The 18,942-nt window shown below is 67.9% G+C and carries 15 protein-coding genes; 7 read left to right on the top strand and 8 right to left on the bottom strand.

The genetic code is table 11. The features are described from left to right. Nucleotides 1-24 precede the first annotated feature (24 nt). The 5 genes from DM194_RS16740 (at nt 25) to DM194_RS16715 (ending at nt 7,967) form a co-directional block, all read left to right on the top strand. Nucleotides 25-2,697, top strand: a complete 2,673-nt coding sequence (locus tag DM194_RS16740) for a sensor histidine kinase (protein WP_246024420.1) — start codon at nt 25-27, stop codon at nt 2,695-2,697. 1 nt (nt 2,698) lies between these two features. Then, the gene (locus tag DM194_RS16735) at nt 2,699-4,321 is read left to right on the top strand and encodes an ABC transporter substrate-binding protein (protein WP_111068731.1); all 1,623 of its coding nucleotides are present in this window, start codon (nt 2,699-2,701) and stop codon (nt 4,319-4,321) included. A gap of 47 nt (nt 4,322-4,368) precedes the next feature. After that, nucleotides 4,369-5,781: a diguanylate cyclase gene (locus tag DM194_RS16730; protein ID WP_111068730.1), complete on the top strand. Its 1,413-nt coding sequence runs from the start codon at nt 4,369-4,371 to the stop codon at nt 5,779-5,781. Nucleotides 5,782-6,164: 383 nt separating this feature from the next. After that, nucleotides 6,165-7,145 carry a pyridoxal-phosphate dependent enzyme gene (locus DM194_RS16720; protein ID WP_111068729.1) on the top strand — a complete coding sequence of 327 codons (981 nt, stop codon included), beginning with the start codon at nt 6,165-6,167 and terminating at the stop codon, nt 7,143-7,145. 156 nt (nt 7,146-7,301) lie between these two features. Further along, a complete protein-coding gene (locus tag DM194_RS16715) occupies nt 7,302-7,967 on the top strand; it encodes a YitT family protein (protein WP_111068728.1) in 666 nt (221 codons plus the stop codon). 15 nt (nt 7,968-7,982) lie between these two features. On the opposite strand, the gene DM194_RS16710 is transcribed toward DM194_RS16715, so the two are convergent. The 4 genes from DM194_RS16710 to DM194_RS16695 all read right to left on the bottom strand — a co-directional run bounded on the left by DM194_RS16710 (nt 7,983) and on the right by DM194_RS16695 (nt 12,460). Next, complete coding sequence (locus tag DM194_RS16710; RefSeq protein ID WP_111068727.1) at nt 7,983-8,705, bottom strand: fused DSP-PTPase phosphatase/NAD kinase-like protein; 723 nt, start codon at nt 8,703-8,705, stop codon at nt 7,983-7,985. Nucleotides 8,706-8,782: 77 nt separating this feature from the next. Beyond that, the gene (locus tag DM194_RS16705; RefSeq protein WP_111068726.1) at nt 8,783-9,781 is read right to left on the bottom strand and encodes a hypothetical protein; all 999 of its coding nucleotides are present in this window, start codon (nt 9,779-9,781) and stop codon (nt 8,783-8,785) included. A 5-nt stretch (nt 9,782-9,786) separates the two neighbouring features. Then, the gene (locus DM194_RS16700) at nt 9,787-10,830 is read right to left on the bottom strand and encodes a hypothetical protein (RefSeq protein WP_111068725.1); all 1,044 of its coding nucleotides are present in this window, start codon (nt 10,828-10,830) and stop codon (nt 9,787-9,789) included. 109 nt (nt 10,831-10,939) lie between these two features. Then, nucleotides 10,940-12,460, bottom strand: a complete 1,521-nt coding sequence (locus DM194_RS16695; RefSeq protein ID WP_111068724.1) for a bifunctional metallophosphatase/5'-nucleotidase — start codon at nt 12,458-12,460, stop codon at nt 10,940-10,942. A 187-nt stretch (nt 12,461-12,647) separates the two neighbouring features. On the opposite strand from DM194_RS16695, the gene DM194_RS16690 reads away from it, so the two are divergent. After that, a complete protein-coding gene (locus DM194_RS16690) occupies nt 12,648-13,346 on the top strand; it encodes a type 1 glutamine amidotransferase (protein ID WP_111068723.1) in 699 nt (232 codons plus the stop codon). Here DM194_RS16690 and DM194_RS16685 read toward each other — a convergent pair. Together DM194_RS16685 and DM194_RS16680 are read right to left on the bottom strand one after the other, a co-directional pair. Further along, nucleotides 13,312-14,970, bottom strand: coding sequence for an NTP transferase domain-containing protein (locus tag DM194_RS16685; protein ID WP_111068722.1), 1,659 nt, complete (start codon nt 14,968-14,970; stop codon nt 13,312-13,314). The genes DM194_RS16690 and DM194_RS16685 overlap by 35 nt on opposite strands. Nucleotides 14,971-15,059: 89 nt before the next feature. After that, nucleotides 15,060-16,034, bottom strand: a complete 975-nt coding sequence (locus tag DM194_RS16680) for a choline ABC transporter substrate-binding protein (RefSeq protein ID WP_111068721.1) — start codon at nt 16,032-16,034, stop codon at nt 15,060-15,062. Nucleotides 16,035-16,185: 151 nt separating this feature from the next. Here DM194_RS16680 and betI point away from each other — a divergent pair, with 151 nt between their 5' ends. Continuing rightward, on the top strand, nt 16,186-16,761 hold the full coding sequence (gene betI, locus DM194_RS16675; RefSeq protein ID WP_111068720.1) for a transcriptional regulator BetI: 576 nt from the start codon (nt 16,186-16,188) through the stop codon (nt 16,759-16,761). Between the two features lie 2 nt (nt 16,762-16,763). Here betI and DM194_RS16670 read toward each other — a convergent pair whose 3' ends face one another. Next, a complete protein-coding gene (locus tag DM194_RS16670) occupies nt 16,764-17,687 on the bottom strand; it encodes an ABC transporter permease (RefSeq protein WP_111069189.1) in 924 nt (307 codons plus the stop codon). Beyond that, nucleotides 17,680-18,864, bottom strand: coding sequence for a quaternary amine ABC transporter ATP-binding protein (locus DM194_RS16665; RefSeq protein WP_111069188.1), 1,185 nt, complete (start codon nt 18,862-18,864; stop codon nt 17,680-17,682). Before DM194_RS16665 ends, DM194_RS16670 begins: the two co-directional genes overlap by 8 nt. Between the last annotated feature and the right edge of the window lie 78 nt (nt 18,865-18,942).

Genomic DNA, 18,942 nt, shown 5'->3' with positions numbered 1-18,942 from the left:
GCGGACGGCCGCGGCGGGGCGCGCATGAGGATTCGGTCGCGTATCGCGATGGTAGGGGGCGTGCCGGTGGCGGTGGGCGCGGTGATCGCCCTCACCGGCGGGCTGCTGCTTGACCGCAGCGAGAAGGTTTACGAGGCGGCGGTGCTTGCCGGTTCCGTCTATCGCGACGTACTGGCGGCGACGGCGGCGCGGATCGATTATCTCCAGGTCGCGCCCGCCGACCGTGCCGGCCGTGTCGCCCGGTTCGAAGCCTTGTCGGCCTCGGCGGGTGCCGAACTGCGGCAGTTGGGCAAATCGGGATCGGCCGCCACCCACCGGCCCGAAGTCGAACGCGCCACCGCGGTTCTGAAGCGCTACGTCGGCCAGATGCGCGCCTTCATCGAGGTGGCGGGCGCCAACGACGCGGCCGTCGCCGACATGGGCCGGCATGCCGCCAGCCTGATGGCGCTGACCGATCGCGCCCGAAAGCGCCAGCATGCCGCCAATGTGGATTCGCTCGGTTCGCTGACGGAAGCGGACCAGCGCCTGCGCGACAGCCGCGACGTGGTCGACGGGGCCCATGAACTGCGCGAGGCGATGCTGGCGCTGCAACGGGCGGAGGCGCAGCATGTCGCGGCTCTGGCCTTCGGCGTCGGAGTCTTCGGGACCGGGCGGCCACTGACCGCCGCGGATTTCCGCATCGCCACCGACAAGCTGACCGCCACCGCCGACCGGCTCCAGGCGGCGCTGCGCCGCACCGATCCGCTGGCCAGCCGCTATCCGGCGACGGAAACCGCCGGTCGCTATGCCGCGGCGGTCGCCGACCTGCAATCCGCCGTGCAGGCGCTTCACGAAACGCGGGCGGAGCGCGACGCGGCGTTGAACCGGTTCGAAACGGCGGTCCAGGCGGCCGGCTTCGCCGAATACCGCAGGCCGGGCGCCGGCCCAGGGGAACGGATGCTGGCGGAGCAGGTCAACCGGACCCTGCCGGCGGTGCGGGCGCTGGTCCTGACCGGCACCCTCGACCGGCAGCCTGACGTGACCTCCCTGTCCAGTCTCCTGCCGTCGGTCCGTCCGGCACTGGAGGAGTTGCAGCAGGTGCAGGCGCGTTCCATCGCCACGCAGCGGCGGCTTGCCGATGCACAGTATGCCAGTGCCGAAGCCGCATCGGCCATCGAGGCGCTGACCGCCCGCATCCTGATGGTGAAGGCGACCGGTTACACCGCACTTCAGGAAGAGGTGGTGCAACTGATCGCCTACGCCATCCAGGCCAACGATACCGAGCAGGAAACCCAGAATGTCGCCATCGTCGCCCTGCGCCTGGGGCGGCGGGCCGCCGACGCCGTGGCGATGCGCGACGTGGAGGAAGCCGACCGCATCGTCGACGATGCCGGCACGTTGCTGGAAACCGTCCGCGGGATTCCCATGTCGCCGCTGCTGCAGGACGAGGTGCTGTCGGCCATCCGCAGTTGGCGCGACAGCCTCGGACGGACCGCGGAGGGCCTGCGCCGGCTGAACCAGCTGCTGTTCACCATGGATCGCGATGCCGGCGCCCTGGTGGAGACCGCCCGCCAGCTGGACGAGACTTTCCGCGACGAAGCGGCGCGCATCGGCGAGCTGCTGACCCGGATCCTGATCATCGGGGCCACCATCGGCCTGCTGCTGGGCGGTGGCGCGGCGGTCCTTGTCGCGCGGTCCATCAGCAGGCCGGTCCTGCGGCTGCAGCGGCAAATGACCCGGCTGGCCGAGGATCCGCTGGCCGGCCCGATCGGCGACACGCGCCGTCAGGACGAATTCGGCGCGATGGCGCGCGCCGCCGACTTCTTCATCCGAGAAATCGGTCTGCGGGAGCAGGCGGCCCGCGAGGCGAAGGAGCGTGCCGACCGTGCTTTGGAGGATCTGCGCCGCACCCAGGCCGATCTGATCCAGGCGGAGAAGATGGCCTCTCTCGGCGGCCTGGTCGCCGGCATGGCGCATGAGATCAACACGCCGCTCGGCAACGCCCTGATGGGGGCCACCCATCTGCAGGATCGGCTGGACTCGATCGGACGGCTGGCCCAGGAGGGAAACCTGCGCCGCTGCGACTTCGCCGATTTCCAGGAAACGGCGGAGGAATTGGCAAGGCTGATGGTGCTGAACCTGCGTCAGGCCGGCGAACTGGTGCAGAGCTTCAAGCAGGTCGCCACCGACCAGACCAGCGGCGAAGGGCGGCGCTTCGCCTTGAGGCCCTATCTGGAGGATCTGGCGACCAGCCTCAGCCCGTCCTGGCGCCGCACCGGGCACAGCCTGCGTGTCGAGTGTCCCGACGGCATCGAGATCGACGGCTATCCCGGCGCCCTGGCTCAGATCCTGACCAATCTCGTGATGAATTCCCTCATCCATGGCTATCGGGACGGGCAGCAGGGGCATCTTCTGATCGCTGCCGGCGCGCCCGGCCCGGAACTGGTGGAGCTGGTCTATACCGATGACGGCAGGGGCATTCCGCCGGCCGATCTGGGACGGGTGTTCGATCCGTTCTTCACCACCCGCCGCGGCACCGGCAGCACCGGGCTTGGGCTGCACATCGTCTACAATCTCGTGGCGAACAGGTTGGGCGGAAAGGTCGCGGTCGAGAGTGGACCCGGCCAGGGCGTGCGCTTCACCATTCGCTTTCCACGGCGAGTTGCTACTGATAACTTCGCGCTTGCGATAGAAGCACGATCCGTGCAGGAGCAGTGAAATGCCTTTGCCGACGCAGGGATTCACCAAAAGGCTCGCGAAGGGGCTGTCTGCTCTCGTCGTGATTGCGGGAACGTCCGGCGCTGCACAGGCCGACAAGTCGCTCGTCTACTGCACGGAAGGCAATCCGCAGAGCTTCAACGCGCAGGTGTCCACCTCCGGCACCAGCGTGAATGCGGCCAGCCCGCTGTTCAACAATCTGGTGGAATTCGGCCGCGACACGCAGCTTATCGCTCCGGCCCTTGCCGAATCCTATACGGTTTCCGACGACGGCCTGGTTTACGAGTTTCGTTTGCGCCGGAACGTGCGGTTTCATTCCAATGGGCATTTCACGCCCGGCCGGACGCTCAATGCCGACGACGTGCTGTTCTCGATCGAGCGGCAATGGAAGAGCGATCATCCCTACCACGATGTCGGCCCGGCAACTTACGACTACTTCCGCGGCATGGGGCTGCCCACCCTGTTGAAGTCGGTGGAGAAGCAGGACGACCATACGGTGCGCATCACGCTGAACCGGCCGGAAGCCCCGTTCCTGGCCGATCTCGCCATGCCGTTCCTGTCGATCCAGTCGGCGGAATATGCCGACAGCCTGATGAAGGCGAAGCGGCCGGAACTGTTCGACGAGGAACCCATCGGCACCGGACCGTTCAGTCTCGTGTCGTACCAGCCCGATCTCGCGATCCGCTACAGGGCGTTCGACGGCTATTGGCAGGGGCGCCAGCCCCTGGACAACCTGATCTACTCGATCACCCCGAACATCGCCGTGCGCCTGAACAAGCTGCGCTCCGGCGAATGCCATGTGATGATCTTCCCGAATCCGGCGGAACTGGGAAAGATCGAGAAGGATCCCAATCTGGTCATCGAGCAGCAGGACGGGAAGAATGTCGCCTATATGGCGCTCAACACCCGGAAGCCGCCGCTCGACGATGTGCGGGTGCGGCGTGCCGTGACACTGGCGATCGACAAGCGCACATTGGTGGATGCCGTCTATCAGAACGGAGGGCGGCCGGCAAAGAACCCGATCCCGCCCAGCATGTGGTCTTACGACGACAGCATCGAAGACCACCCCTTCGACCCGGCGACCGCGCGCAGCCTGTTGATCGAAGCCGGGTATCCGGAGGGCTTCACCCTCGATCTCTGGTATCCGCCGGTCACGCGCCCCTACATGCCCAACGGCAAGCGCGCCGCCGAAATGATCCGGGAGAACCTGGAGCGCATCGGAATCAAGGTCACGCTGAAGACGGAGAACTGGGGCAGTTACCGCAGCCGGGTGACGCAGGGCGAGCAGGACATGGTGATTTATGGCTGGACCGGCGACAACGGCGATCCCGACAACTTCCTGTATTTCCTGCTGAGCTGCACCGGGGTGCATCCGGGCGGCTCCAATGTCGCAAGGTGGTGCAATCCAGATTTCGAAGAGCAGATCACCAAGGCGAAGGCCGACAGCGATATTGAGAAGCGCGCCGTGTATTACCGGAAGGCGCAGAGAATATTCAACCGAGAGATGCCGTGGTTCCCGATAGCCAACACTTACATTGTCGTCGCTCACCGCAAAGAGGTTAAGAATTATACGAACAACATATTCAAACAGGATTTCTCAGGCGTCGATATAGAGGCCCCGTGAGCGGCAGGGATATGCAAACCTCTCCTGGACACCCTTCGCCCGAGACAATGTCTTCCGACGAGCTGATGTTCGGCAACGAACAGGCGGAGACGCCGCCGGAACAGCGGGCGGCAAGCCTGGATCCCTGGCCGGTCCTGGTGGTCGACGACGACGAGCAGGTTCACGCAATGACGCGCATCCTGCTCAACGACTTCGAGTTCGAAGACCGCCGTTTCGCCATCGTCAGCGCCTTTTCCGCGGCCGAGGCACGGGCGATCCTGGCCCAGCGGACGGATCTGCCGGTGGTTCTGCTGGACGTGGTGATGGAGACCCATGACGCCGGGCTGCGGCTGGTCCATCACATCCGCCGTGACCTGGGCAACCGCCACATCCGCATCATCCTGCGCACCGGCCAGCCCGGACAGGCGCCGGAGCGCGAGGTGATCGTCGCCTACGACATCAACGACTACAAGAGCAAGGCCGAGCTGACCGCGCAGAAGCTGTTCACCAGCCTGATCGGCGCGGTGCGCGGCTGGCGCGATCTCGTCACCATCGAAACCCTGAACCACTCGCTGGAACGCCGGGTCGCCGAACGCACGGCGGAGCTGGAACGGCAGAGCGCGCTGGCCGACCAGCAGCGCCGCTTCATCGAGAATCTGGTGGAGATGATGCCGAGCCCGGTCTGGTACCGGGACGCCGCCGGCAGCTGCACCCTGTGCAACCGGGCTTTCCGCGAGCTGTTCCCGGATGCCGCCGGCGGGATCGAATGGACCATCGGCGGATATGGGCGCAAGGGCACCGGCGGCGAGACCTTCTCCTTCGAGACCAGCGTGGTGGGACCGGATGGAGCGCCGCGCGAACTGCTGGTGGTGAAGCGCCCGCTGACCGGGGCGGACGGTGCGCCCGCCGGCCTGATCGGCATCGCCACCGACATCACCGAACGCCGGCTCATGGAGCATGAGCTGCACCGTCTGGCCACCACCGATCCGTTGTCCGGCGCCCACAACCGCCGGCATATCCTGGACCTGCTGGAGCGGCGGCTGAACCGGCAAGGCGGCGCCGACCCCAAATCCGTTGTGGGGCCGGCCTGCCTCATCATGCTCGACATCGACCACTTCAAGCGGATCAACGACGGGCTGGGCCATGCCGCCGGCGATGCCGCCATCCGCAGCGTGGTGGAGGAGATCCGCCGCCATCTGCGCCCAACCGATCAGATCGGCCGCATCGGTGGCGAGGAGTTCGCGATCCTGCTGATGGATACCGGCCGGAACGATGCTGCGGTGATCGCCGAACGGTTGCGCAGTGGTCTGGCGGCGCTGTCGATCCCCCTGCCGGACGGCCAGCGCTTCCAATTGACCGGCAGTTTCGGCCTGACGGAAGTCCGTCCGCTGGCGGATACTGTGGAATGCGTTCTCGGCCGCGCCGATCACGCGCTTTACCGGGCCAAGGCACTGGGACGCAACCGGGTCGAGCTTACCTGACGCCCTTCGGAGCGATCCTGCGACATTTTGCTCGATCACGCCTTGACCGGCGCCGCGGCAGCAGGTATTCAGATTCTATGGATACCACCGCCACCATGCGAATGCGAATTACCGCCCCGGCGCTCTGAGAGCGTCGGAGAGTTGCCGTATTCGTGTTCACTGGTCGTGTGGAGTGTGTGGCGTGTCGCTGCACCCTGTGGTTCCCGGAACCCTCAATCCGGATCATGACAAGTCCTTCCGTCTGACCGCTGTCGCGGCACCGCAGTCCGGTGTCCGTCTCGGCGAGCGAATGTGTGGCTCGGCGCGAATTATTCACCCGGTCCGCTGAGGCGGTCCGGGTCAAGCCCGTCCTACCCAAAATTCGTTCGTCGAGGAATTTCGCGATGCTCACCGCGCATGCCGATGCCGCGCGCACCCTGTCCGTCTGCACGCCCGTCCACACCCCCGCCTTCGATGAAGACCGTCTGCCTGCCTGGCTGCCGCTGTCGGCGGTGACCGACGCAGCCCGGCGGCTGTCCGGCCAGATCGTCCGCACGCCCCTGCTCCATGCGTCGGCCCTGGGCCGTGACCTGTGGCTGAAGGCGGAGGTCTTCCAGGCCACCGGCGCCTTCAAGGAGCGCGGCGCGCTGAACCGCCTGCTGCGGCTGACCGCGCCGGAGCGGGCCGGCGGGGTCGTGGCGATGTCGGCCGGCAACCACGCCCAGGGCGTGGCTCTGCACGCCGCCCGGCTGGGGGTGAAGGCCACCATCGTGATGCCGGAGACGGCGCCCCGCTGCAAGGTGGAGCGGACCGCCGCCCTCGGGGCCGAGGTGGTGCTGCACGGCGCCACGGTGGGCGAGGCCAAGGGCAAGGCGCTGGAACTGGCGACGGAGCGGCGGCTGACCTTCCTCCACCCCTATGACGATCCCGACGTGATCGCCGGCCAGGGCACCGTCGGGCTGGAGATCCTCGCCGACCGCCCGGATGTGGATACGGTGGTGGTTCCGGTCGGCGGCGGCGGGCTGCTTGCCGGTGTCGCCGCCGCGGTGAAGGCACAGCGTCCGCGCGTGCGGGTCATCGGCGTGAGGCTGGCCCGGCGCGGCGGCCCGACGCTGGCCGACGGTATCAACGTCCATGCTCTGGGCAAGCTGCCCCAGGCCATCGTCGACACGCTGGTCGACCGTGTGGTCGAGGTGGAGGAGGCGGAGATCGCCGCCGCGATGCGCGCCCTGCACGGCTCCTTCGGCGTGGTGGCCGAGGGGGCGGGCGCCGCCGGTGTCGCCGCGGTGCTGAGCGGCCGGCTGGGGCGAACCGGACGGACGGTGGCGGTGTTGAGTGGCCGGAACGTCGATGGCGACACGCTGGCACGGACATTGGCGGCGTGATTACCCCCCGCTCTCCTGCAAAAGAACCAAAGGACCGCTTTCGCACCATCCCGCGCAAATCGCATAGCTCCCCCGTCACCGAAGTGAAGTATGGATAGGTCAGCAGAAATGACCTATATTGGGCGTCGCGTGTAAACACACAGGCGACGCCGAAGGGTGATTGGCATGACGAACAATTCCGCCCCGACCATTTCGTCATCCCCCACATCGATCATTTACGAGCGGCCAAAGGCTGCGCACAGTGTCTTTGACAATTTGCAAGGACAACTGTTCGGCGTCGTGATGACGTCGTTCGGGATCGCCATCCTCCATGCCGCCGGGCTGGTCACCGGACAGGCGGCAGGGTTGAGCTTCGTGATCTCCTATGCGACCGGCATCGACTTCGGAATTCTGTTCTTCCTCGTCAACCTGCCCTTCTACCTCCTTGCGCTGGCCCGCATCGGCGTCGGCTTCACGGTCAAGTCGCTGATCGCCGTCACCGGCATCTCCGTCCTCTCCAGCCTGCTGCCGTCGATGATGAGCTTCAGCGCCATCAACCCCTATGTCGCGGCGGTGCTGGCGGGCTTCTGCGTCGGGATCGGGGTGATCGGGCTGTTCCGCCACGGCGCCAGCGGTGGCGGTATCGGCATCCTCGCCTTTTATCTGCAGGAGAAGACCGGGTTCCGCGCCGGCTGGCTTCAGGCGCTGTTCGATCTCGGGGTCTTCTCCGCCGCCGCCTTCGTTCTGGAATGGCCGGCGCTGCTCGCCTCGATCCTGGGGGCGGCGGTGCTGAACGCTTTCGTCGCCTTCAATCACCGCGCCGACTGGTACGTCGCCAGGTAAGCGGAGCGGGCCGCCCTATTCGCGGCCCAGCACCCGGTCGACCACGGCGTCGGCCCATTCGCGCGAGCGGAAGCTCGCCTTGGCTTCGACCGGGTCATAGACGCGCTCGACCCAATCCCAGAACTCGATCGGACGCTTCTGGTTGTAGGCGGCGTACAGCTCGAAGAAATAGTCAAGAATGCCGGTCTTGGCCTGCTTGAAATGGCCGTACCGCCAGGACAGCTGCTTCATCGCTTCGTCGAGCGGCTTGCCTTCATGGGCGAACAGGTACAGCGTCGCCATGAAGCCGGCGCGGTCGGCCCCCGACTTGCAGTGCATCAGCGCCGGATAGCTCATGGTCTTGAAAAGCTCGCGCGCCTTCAGAAGGGTTTCCTTCTTGGGCATGTCGCGGGAGTTCACCGGGAAGTCGACCAGTTCCAGGCCATGGGCGCGGCAGGCCTCCGCCTCCAGGATGTAGGAGGCGCAGTCGCGCGAGCCGCGCAGGTTCAGGATCGACTTGATCCCATTGCGCGCCGCCGCGGCGATGTGCGAAGGCGAGGGCTGGCTTGCCCGGTACATGTTGGGCGAGATGCGGTAGGTGTTCGAATAGATCAGCCGGAAGCAGGCGTGATCAATGAACACGCTTTCCAGATGGCCGAGCGTACGCTGCCACGGCGTCGCCATGCGGCTGCGGCTGCGCTTGATCGCGTCGGCCAGCGCGGTGGTGGTGACCGTCCGCAGATAGCTTTTCTTCGCCAACTTAGACCTTTCGACTCTGACGGAACGCCAACATAGGCATGGTCGCCGTTCCGTCAAGAACCACTGTCACGCCGACATCACGCCGACTTCCCCTGAAGCCGCACATACATGCCGTATTGCGCGGCCAGGGTCAGCACGATTTCCATGTAAAGATTGATCAGGCCGTTGGCGTAGAAGGCCGGGCAGCCGGTGTAATGGCGCTCCCCCACCATCGCCGTCGGCTCGATCAGGTCGGTGTTCAGGACGATCAGATCCTTGTCCGGATCATAGAGGAAGGCCGACTGGTCGGAGCGCAGCGGGTGGATGGCCTGATGGTCGTCGGCCTCGATCCTTCCCGCCGCCATGAACTGGCACAGCATGCCCAGGCTGCCCATGGCGAGCGGCAGCACCTGCTTCAGGCTGCGGCGGGCCAGATCGTCATAGGCGTCGGCCTCCAGCCCCGGACGCAGCAGCGGCGCAGCCTCCACCAAATTCCAACAGACATGCAGGGCGGTGTGACTGCCGGTCTTGGTGATCGACAGCATGTCGTAGCCGGACGGTCCGTGCAGGACCGATTTCTGCAATTCACGCCCCAGCACATAGCCGGCGGCGGCCAGATCGGTGATGGTTCCCCCCGTCCGGCAGCGGTCCTCCTCCACCATCACCTTGATCGCCCAGTCCTTGATGATGGCGTCCAGCAGGTGGCAGACGGAATCGCGCAGGAAGCCGACCATACGGTCGGGATCGGCCGCATCGATGCCGGCGGGATCGGCGAAATCCAGCCCGTGCGGCGAGTCCGGCGGGGTCGACAGCACCAGATGGCCGGCATCGTTCAGCGGCATGCGGGCGATGATGTGATCCCGCAGATCGACATAGAGGAAGCCCAGCAGGGTGTTGATGGCGACCTTCTCGAAATCCTCCTTGCGGGTGTCGGCATGGGCTGGGCAGTGGCCGGCCAGCGTCAGCAGTTCTTCGCTGAGGAGATAGTTCGGATCTTCGGCGATGCGGTGCAGGATCGGCGCGAGGTTGATCCGGGTCATCCCGGCCTCCTCATGCGCCGTGGCGTAGGTGAGCGCGAAATCGTTGGTCCGGGCCATCGGGCTCAGCCCTCCTGCAGACGGTCGTAGACGGAATATTCCAGTGCCAGCCCGGCCACGATGTCCAGATACAGCTTGATCAGGTTCGTGGTGTAGAAGGCCGGGCAGCCGGTGTAGTAACGCTCGCCCGGTTTGGCAAAGGTAACGATGGGGTCGGCGTTCAGCCGGATCAAGCCGTTGCCGTCCAGCACGAAGGCGGTCTGGTCCTTGGGCAGCCGATGCACCGCCAGCCCGTCGGCCGGCTCGATCCCGCTTTCCTCCATGTAATGGACCAGCATGCCGAGGCTGGCCATCGACAGCGGCACGATCTGTTTCAAACTGCGGTGGACGAGGTCGTCGTAGAAGGCGGCGTCGCGGCCGGGCACCAGCAGCGGAGCGGCCTCCACCAACGCCCAGCAGATGTGGATCGCGGTGTGGCTGCCGGTCTTGGTGATCGACAGCATGTCGTAGCCGGCGCGCTGGTAGAGCGGCGAATGCTCCAGCACGCTGCGCAGGACGAAGGTGGCCGCCGCCTCCAGCGAGATGGCGCCGGCCCCCTGGGAGCGGAAATACTCCTCCTCATGCACCAGATCGACGGCCCAGCCGGTGATCAGCCCGTCCAGCAGGTGGCAGGTGGCGTCGCGCAGGACGGAGCAGAGGACGTCCGGCGCCGCCGCGGCCATGGCGGCACGGTCGGCCGGGTCCAGCCCATGCGGCGAGCGCGGCGGGATCGGCAGCATCGGCCGCCCTTCGGCATCGAAGGGCAGTTTCTCCGCGATGTGGTCGCGAAGCCGGTTGAACAGCAGCGCCAGCAGGCTGTTGACCGCGACCTTGTCGGCATCGTCCTGCGGGATCGGCGCCGCACCCTCCGTCCCGTCCTGCCCGGCTCCGGCATGGAACGGGCACTGGCCGCCGCCCTGCCGGAATTCCTCGCTGAACAGGAAGTTCGGCTCCGCCTGGATACGCTGCAGGATATGGGCGATCGACACCCGGCCCAGGCCGGCTTCGCCATGGGCGGTGTTGAAGGCCTGGGCGAAGTCGTTGGAACGGCTGGGCAGGGTATCGGACATGCGGCGGCTTCCGGCGCGGATATAGGACAGACGGGCTACCCTAATGGGAAATGCTGCGGCTGCGCAACGGAGCGTCGTGTCGCGGCCCGATAATGTCCCGGCGGAGGCGTTATTTTGCCACGATTCGCCCTTCGACCGCCGACGCGACCGTTTTCTTGGCTTCCACGTGGTTCATCACGATGGTCGCCAGCAATACCGCCCCCGAAGCATCGACGATCACTTTGGAGCGCGGGAAGGCGGCATAGCCGTCGCCGCCGTTCAGCAGATAGTCGTTGGTCGCGACGCGATAGGTCGCCTGCGGGTCGATCGGCTTGCCGCCCACCGTCACGGAGATCACCCGGCGGCCGGACGGGGCCTTGGGATCGTAGATCATGGTCAGGCCCGACACCTGGGGAAAGCGGCCGGCCTTCTCCTCCACCCTGCCGACGCCGTGCTCCAGGGTGGAGATCAGATCCTGCCCCGACATCTCCACCAGCATGCCGACATTGCCGAAGGGCAGCTCGGCGAAGATGTCGCGGCGGGTCAGCCTGGCCCCGGCGGGATGCAGCGCATCGGCGCGGATGCCGCCGCCGTTGGTGATGGCGACATCGGCCTTCAGCGTCTCGCGCAGGGCGTCGGCGATCAGGTTGCCCATGCTGGCCTCGCGGCTGCGCACCACGTCCTTGCGGCTGTCCAGTTCGGTCGCGGTGGTGCCGATCACCGCGGCGAGGTCGCTGTCCAGCCGCTTGGTATAGCCCTCCACCAACGCCTCCACCCCCGGGTCCGGGGCGACGCCGGCGGTGGTGACGAAGCGCCATTCGGCCGGCATCGTGGTGGTCGCCGCTCCCTTGCCGGCGTCCCTGGTTTCGACCGCCAGCTTGACGACGCCGAGGTAACGCGCATCCTGCCCCGCCTTCAGGATCAGGGTGGAGCCCTCGTAGAAGCTGATCGGGTCGTGGTCGTGGCCGCCCAGGATCAGATCGATGCCCTTGACCTTGGAAGCCAGCTGCCGGTCCTCCTCGATGGTCAGGTGGGTCAGCGCCACGACGACCGCGGCGCCCCCGGCCCGCAACTCCTTCACCGCGGCGGCGGCCGTCTCCAGCACGGGCGGGAAGCTGAGGCCGGGGCCGGCGTTCGACAGCCGGGCGGAGTCGGGGGTAATCAGGCCGATGAAGCCGACGGTGATGCCGTCGACCGTCCTGGTCCAGCTCGGCACCGTCGTCGCGAAGGCGGAACCGTCGGCGGACCGCACATTGGTGCCGATCCAGGGGAACTTCGATTCGGACATCCGCCGCTTCAGCACGTCGGGTCCGAAGTCGAACTCATGGTTGCCGAAGGTCACCGCATCGACGCCGATGGCGTTGAACAGGGTGATCATCTGCTCGCCCTGGGTCGTGCCCGACAGCAGCGACGGCGACAGGAAATCCCCGCCGACGGTGGTGAAGGCGCCGGGGGCCGCGTCGCGCTCGCGTTTCAGCAGGGTCATCAGCGGCCCGAACCCGCCCTGCCCCTTCACCGGCGCGATCTCGTACACGTCGTTGATGTGCAGGAAGGTCAGCAAGCCGTTCTGCGCCCAAGCCGGGAAGGTCATGCCGAGAATGGCGGCGATCAGCGGAGCGGCGAGAAGGCGGGTGCGGGGGCGGGACGACATGGGGACGGATCTCCGGGGCGCAGCGGAACGGATGGATGCCAGGCACTTTAGACCACCGGCCCGGCAGCGTGCATAGCGGCTTTGCGGGGCAAAGCATGGGTTTGGAAGCGCCTGCGGCTTGAACTCCGCCCGCTACCGTCTCACAACTTGATGACACCCGTGCCAATGACGCGAGCCGAGCAGACCCATGCGCATCCTGGTCGTTCAGAACAGCCGCACCGCTCCCATCGGTCTGGTGGGCGAGGCGCTGACCGACAACGGCGCCACCCTCCACACCATCGCCGCCAACGAGGGGGAGACGATTCCCGTGAAGGACGGCTATGCCGGCCTCGTGGTCCTGGGCGGTCCGCAGGACGCCTGGGACGACGAGAAGGGCCCACATTTCGGCCGGGTGATGGAGACTATCCGCGAGTTCACCGATGCCGGCCGGCCGGTGATGAGCATCTGCCTGGGCGCGCAGCTCGCCGCCCGCGCCTATGGCGCCAAGGTCTACCGCCACACAACGCCGGAACTGGGCATCCACCGGGTCAGCCTGACCGACGGCGCGCAGGACGACCCGCTGCTGGGCGGCTTCGGCCCGGAGCTGAACCTCGCCCAGTGGCATTACGACACCTTCGAGTTTCCCGAGGGCGCGGTGCCGCTGGCCTATAGCGAGGCCTGCGACCGCCAAGCCTTCCGGCTCGGCCGCGCCACCTACGCCTTCCAGTTCCACCCGGAGGCGACCGGCGACATCCTGCGCGGCTGGGCCTCACGCATCCGGGACGAGGCGCGGGCGAGCAATGCCGACATGCTGCACGGGCTGGAGGATGCCATCGCCACCCACCTGCCGGTGGCGGAGCAGTTCACCCGCGTCATGACCCGGCGCTGGCTGGATCTGGCGCGCTGACCGCTTCGCTGCCGACGGCCGCGGTGAAGCCCGCGAGCAGGTCGGGGGTATCGACGTCATAGAGGATGCCGGCATCCTCCACCGGCACCTCGCACAGCCGGTCGGCATGCTGGCCGATCAGCCGCTTCGCCCCGGCATCGCCGGTCAGCGCCGCCATCTCGGCGAAGAAGGCGCGGTCCCAGAGCACGGGGTTGCCCTGCTTGCCATGGGTGGTCGGCACGCAGATGGCGCGGCCTTCAAGCGGGCTGTAGGCGGCGATCAGCCGGTCGATCACGCCGGACGCCACCCGCGGCATGTCGCCCAGGCACACCACCACCGCATCCGATTCTCCCGGCACCGCCGCCAGCCCGGCGCGCAGCGAACTGCTCAGCCCCTCGGCGAAGGCGGGGTTGTGGACGAAGGTGACGGGACGGTCGGCCAGTGCCCGCGCCACGCTTTCCCCCTGGTGGCCGGTGACGACGATGACGCTGGCGGCCTGGGAGGCCAGCGCGGCATCCACCGCGCGGGCGACCAGCGGGGCGCCGTTCACCTCCGCCAGCAGCTTGTTGGTCGGCCCCATGCGGCTGGAGCGGCCGGCGGCCAGCACCAGGGCGGTGACGCGCGGCGCGCGCGGCGTTTCCGCCGCCAAGCCGGCGCGCGGCAGGGGGCGCGTCGGAATTTCCGCCAGCAGTCCGCCGACACCCATCCGCATCACCTCCGCCCGGCCGGGCGGCACGCCCGCGGCGATGCGCTGCAGCACCCAGTCGAAGCCGTTCAACTTGGGCGAGCGCGCACAGCCCGGCAGGCCCAGCACCGGCTTGCCCCCGCGCCGGCCGAGCAGCAGCAGGTTACCCGGATCCACCGGCATGCCGAGATGCTCCACCACGCCGCCCGCCCGCCCGATGGCCGCCGGAAGCACGTCGCGCCGGTCGGTGATGGCGGAGGCGCCGGCGATCAGCAGCAGATCCGCGGGCGGCAGCGCGGCGATCAGTTCCGCCAGCACGCCCTCGTCATGGGCGCAGCGCGCCTCATGGGCCAGCGTGCCGCCGAGCGCCTCGATCCGCTCCCGCGTCACCGTCACGGTCTTGTCGAGAACGCTCTCCTTCACCCCCGGCAGCCGGGTCTGGATCAGCGCCACCGACAGCGGGCGGAAGGGGAGAACGGCCAGCGGCGGCGCACCGTCGGCCGCCAGACGCTCCGCCTGCTCCACCGCTGCGGCGGGGGCGGCGAAGGGGATGATCTTGACGGTCGCCAGCATCTGGCCCGGTTCGACCGGAGCGTAATCCGGCAGGGTGGCGATGGTGACGCTCTCGTCGATGGCGTTGATCGCGTCGATGCGTGCCGGGTCGAGACGGAGCAGGCCGCGCGCCTCGGCGAACAGGTTGACGCGGCCGGTGAAGGCGGCGGCGGCCTGCACGGCACCGCCCGCCACCGCGGCGGCGATGCGGGTGGCGGCGGCGTCCTCCCCGATGTCGGCATCCGACAGCTTGGCGGCGATCACCTCGCCGATGCCCGCCTCCCGCAGGGCCGCGACATCCCCGGCCGACAGGCGGCGGCCCTTCTTGAAGGCCAGCGCCCCGAGGCGGAGCGAATGGGCGAGGATGGCGCCCTCTGCGTCGGACAGGGGAAGCGGGCCGAAAAACATGGGGGCTCCGGGGCGGGCACGAGGGAACGCCTTCCGATATGGCGACCGCATCACAGCCAAGCAATGCCCCGGAAGCCTCCGGGATCACATCACGACTTCTCGGCCACGCCCAGCTTGGCCTGCACGGCCGCCAGACCGTCCTTGCCGTCGATGGTGGTGACGCCGTCCAGCCAGCCCTTCAGCACGTCGGGATTCTTCTTCAGCCAGGCCTTCGCGGCGGCATCCGGCTTCTTGTTGCCGTTCATGATGTCGTCCATCACCGCGTTTTCCATGTCCAGGGTGAAGGAGAGGTTCGACAGCAGCTTGCCGACATTCGGGCATTCGGCGGCATAGCCCTTGCGGACGTTGGTGGCGACCGTGGCGCCCCCCAGGTTGGGGCCGAACCAGTCGTCACCGCCCTCCAGATAGGTCAGTTCGAAGCTCTTGTTCATCGGGTGCGGCTCCCAGCCCAGGAACACGACCCAGGCCTTGTTGCGGGCGGCCCGCTTCACCTCGGCCAGCATGCCGGCCTCGCTGGACTCCACCAGCTTGAAGTCCTTCAGGCCGAAGGCGTCGGCCTTCAGCATCTTGTCGATGATCAGGTTGCCGTCGTTGCCGGCCTCGATGCCGTAGATCTTGCCGCCCAGCTTGTCCTTGAACTTCGCGATGTCGGCGAAGGTCTTCAGCCCGGCCTCGGCGGCGTATTTCGGAACCGCCAGCGTGTATTTGGCGCCTTCCAGGTTGACGCGCGTCACCTCGACGGAGCCGTCTTCCAGCACCGGCTTCAGGAAGGGCTCCATCGTCGGCATCCAGTTGCCGAGGAAGACGTCGAGCGACTTGGTCTTCAGCCCGGTATAGACCAGCGGCACCGACGTCATGGTCGTGGTCGGCTTGTAGCCGAGCGCGTCCAGCGTGACGGAAGCGAGCGCCGTCGTCGCCGCGATGTCGGTCCAGCCGACGTCGCCGAAGCGGACCGCCTTGCAGGACGCCGGATCGGCGGCCGACGCCCCGCCGGCCCCCAGCGCCACCGCCGCCGCGACGCTCACGCCCGCGATCCCCTTGGCCAGGGCCATCCATCCGCTCATGTCCTCAACTCCTCTTTCCTGTGGTTCCGGTTCGTCGGTCTGCCGTTTTCGTCATCGACGGAGCGGCGAAAATGGCGCATTTGTTGCGGCGCAAGCCAAGGTGCCGGTTGCGGCCAACCATGGCGGAGATGGACAGGAGACCGCTCGCCCCATGCCCAAAGTCGGAATGGAACCGATCCGCCGCCGTCAGTTGATCGACGCGACCATCACCTCGATGGGCGAGCATGGACTGGTCGACACCACGGTCCAGACGATCAGCCGCGGGGCCGGCGTGTCGCCCGGCATCATCCATCATTATTTCGGCGGCAAGGACGAGCTGCTGGCCGCCACCATGCGCAGCATGCTGCAGCAGCTGCGCGACGACGCGACCCAGCGGCTGGCGACCGCGGAGTCGCCGCGCGCACGGCTGGAGGCCATCGTCGACTGCAACTTCGCCCCCGGCCAGTTCGAGCCGCGGGTCGTCGCCGCATGGCTGGGCTTCTGGGCGCAGGCGCCGCACAACCCGGCGTTGGCGCGCCTGCAACGGATCAACGCCCGCCGCCTGCATTCCAACCTGCTGCACGCCCTGCGCCCCCTGCTGCCGGCGGAACGGGCGGAGCGGGTGGCCGTCGGGCTGGCGGCGATGATCGACGGGCTGTGGCTGCGCTTCGCCCTGACCGGAGCCATCGACGGCAGCGCCGCGCGGGCGGTGGCGCTGGGCTACCTCGATTCCGAACTGAACGCCTGACCTCACCGCCGCCACCGGCGCCGCTCGGCCGTTCCGGCGGCAGCCGGGCGGCGAAAGCCGCTCCCAAGGCCCCGGCCGAAACTCTGGGTGATGCGGTCGAGCACGACGGCGAGCAGCACCACGCTCAGCCCGCTCTGCACGCCGAGGCCGATGTCGAGGCGCTGGATGCCCTGGAGCACCACATTGCCCAGCCCGCCGGCGCCGATCATCGAGGCGACGACGATCATCGACAGCGCCATCATCATGGTCTGGTTGACGCCGGCCATGATCGACGGCAGGGCATTGGGCAGTTGGACCTTGAACAGCAGCTGGTGGTCGCGGCAGCCGAAGGCGCGGCCGGCCTCCACCAGTTCCTCCGGCACCTGCCGGATGCCGAGCGCGGTCAGCCGCACCGCCGGCGGCATGGCGAACACCACCGTGGCGATGATGCCCGGCACCCGCCCCAGCCCGAAGAACATCACCGCCGGGATCAGATAGACGAAGGCCGGCATCGTCTGCATCAGGTCGAGCAGGGTCTTGCCCAGCCCGTCGGCCAGCCTGCTGCGCGCCATCCAGATGCCCAGCGGCACCCCGCCGATCAGGCTGAGCGCGGTGGAAGCGAGCACGAGGCCGAGGGTCGAGATCGTCGGCTCCCACAGGCCCATCACGAAGATGGCAGCGAAGGCCAGCAGGGTGAACAGGGCGAAGCCGCGCCCGACCCGCCACAGGGCGATCCCGGCCAGCACCAGCGCCAGCAGCCAGGGCGGCACCCCCAGCAGCAGCCCGTCCAGCGCCCCTCCCAGACCGTCGACCACCCCGGCGATGGCGTCCAGCGCCGGCTGGCCATGGTCGAGGATCGTCGTCACCAGCCATTCGGAACCGCGGGCGATGCCGCCGCCGATGGTCTCGCTCAACCGCTCCACGTCGATGAACGGCGCCTCAGCCATGGCGAGCCTCGCGGCCGGCGCCATCGTTCCGGTCCAGTGCGGCCAGCAGTGCCGCGCGGGAGATCACGCCGACGAAGCGTCCATCCGCCTCCACCACTGGCAGCGGGCAGGGCGCCGCGGCCACCCGGCCCAACAGCGAATGCAGCGGCGTGTCCGCCGCCACCGGTTCCAGCCCGAACAGCGCCGATGTGCCGTCGCCGGCCAGCACGCCGCGGAAATGGCCGGCGGCATCGGTGCGGTAGCGGAACCGCGTCCCCTCCCCCTCCCCGGCGGCGTCCCCCGGCGTCGGTGGACGGGCGAGGTCGCGGGCGCGCAGAACGCGGGAGGAATCGACGCCGCGGAAGAAGGCCCGGACATAGTCATCGGCCGGTGCGCGCAGGATCTCGGCGGGCGAGCCGATCTGGGCGATGCGCCCCTCCTCCATCACCGCGATGCGGTCGGCGATCCGCATCGCCTCCTCCGCATCGTGGGAGATGAAGACGATGGTGCGGGCGTCCTCGCGCTGGAGCCGCAGAAGCTCGTCCTGCATGTCGGTGCGGATCAACGGGTCGAGCGCGGAGAACGCCTCGTCCATCAGCATGATCGTCGGATTCTTGGCGAGCGCGCGGGCAAGTCCGACCCGCTGCTGCATGCCGCCCGAAAGCTCCTGCGGGTAGCGGTCGGCATAGGCTCCCAGCCCCACCCGCTCCAGCGCCGCCATGGCCGCCTTGCGCCGCTGCCCGCGCGGCACCCCGGCGACCTCGAGCCCGAAGGCGGCATTCTCCAGGGCGGTGCGGTTGGGCAGCAGGGCGAAGGACTGGAAGACCATGCTCATGTCCCGCCGCAGCACCTCGACCAGTTCGCCGCGCGACAAACGGGTCAGGTCGCGGCCGTCCAGCCGGATCTCCCCCTCCGAGGGTTCGATCAGCCGGTTCAGCAGGCGGACGATGGTCGATTTGCCCGATCCGGACAGACCCATGATGACGAAGATCTCGCCGGCGCGGATGTCGAAGCTGGCCTCCGCCACGCCGACATTGACGTTCAGCGTCTTCAGCACTTCCGCCTTCGTCGCGCCGCGGCGCAGCATCTCCAGCGCCGGACGCGGATCGTCGGCGAAGACCTTGCGCAGGCCGCGAACCGTCAGGCGCACGTCTCCCGTTCCCGTCGAAGACGAGCCGGTGGGCGTGGGCAGATTCATGGACATGGCAAAACTTCCGGAACGCAACGGAACGGGATGGTGGCAATTGGATCGTAGATTGCCCCGAGACGAGGGGCG

Source organism: Azospirillum ramasamyi (genome assembly GCF_003233655.1).
In the GTDB taxonomy this organism is placed as follows: domain Bacteria; phylum Pseudomonadota; class Alphaproteobacteria; order Azospirillales; family Azospirillaceae; genus Azospirillum; species Azospirillum ramasamyi.
Note: the sequence above shows the minus strand (reverse complement) of the source record. Positions and strands in the feature narration are given on the sequence as shown.

Excerpts from the sequence above, each read along its gene's own strand:
- DM194_RS16705 (WP_111068726.1), bottom strand. The coding sequence starts at position 9,781 with ATGGCCCGGACCAACGATTTCGCGCTCACCTACGCCACGGCGCATGAG.
- DM194_RS16670 (WP_111069189.1), bottom strand. The coding sequence starts at position 17,687 with ATGGCTGAGGCGCCGTTCATCGACGTGGAGCGGTTGAGCGAGACCATC.
- DM194_RS16700 (WP_111068725.1), bottom strand. The coding sequence starts at position 10,830 with ATGTCCGATACCCTGCCCAGCCGTTCCAACGACTTCGCCCAGGCCTTC.
- DM194_RS16740 (WP_246024420.1), top strand. The coding sequence starts at position 25 with ATGAGGATTCGGTCGCGTATCGCGATGGTAGGGGGCGTGCCGGTGGCG.
- DM194_RS16720 (WP_111068729.1), top strand. The coding sequence starts at position 6,165 with ATGCTCACCGCGCATGCCGATGCCGCGCGCACCCTGTCCGTCTGCACG.
- DM194_RS16665 (WP_111069188.1), bottom strand. The coding sequence starts at position 18,864 with ATGAATCTGCCCACGCCCACCGGCTCGTCTTCGACGGGAACGGGAGAC.
- DM194_RS16730 (WP_111068730.1), top strand. The coding sequence starts at position 4,369 with ATGTCTTCCGACGAGCTGATGTTCGGCAACGAACAGGCGGAGACGCCG.
- betI (WP_111068720.1), top strand. The coding sequence starts at position 16,186 with ATGCCCAAAGTCGGAATGGAACCGATCCGCCGCCGTCAGTTGATCGAC.
- DM194_RS16685 (WP_111068722.1), bottom strand. The coding sequence starts at position 14,970 with ATGTTTTTCGGCCCGCTTCCCCTGTCCGACGCAGAGGGCGCCATCCTC.
- DM194_RS16690 (WP_111068723.1), top strand. The coding sequence starts at position 12,648 with ATGCGCATCCTGGTCGTTCAGAACAGCCGCACCGCTCCCATCGGTCTG.
- DM194_RS16695 (WP_111068724.1), bottom strand. The coding sequence starts at position 12,460 with ATGTCGTCCCGCCCCCGCACCCGCCTTCTCGCCGCTCCGCTGATCGCC.
- DM194_RS16680 (WP_111068721.1), bottom strand. The coding sequence starts at position 16,034 with ATGAGCGGATGGATGGCCCTGGCCAAGGGGATCGCGGGCGTGAGCGTC.
- DM194_RS16735 (WP_111068731.1), top strand. The coding sequence starts at position 2,699 with ATGCCTTTGCCGACGCAGGGATTCACCAAAAGGCTCGCGAAGGGGCTG.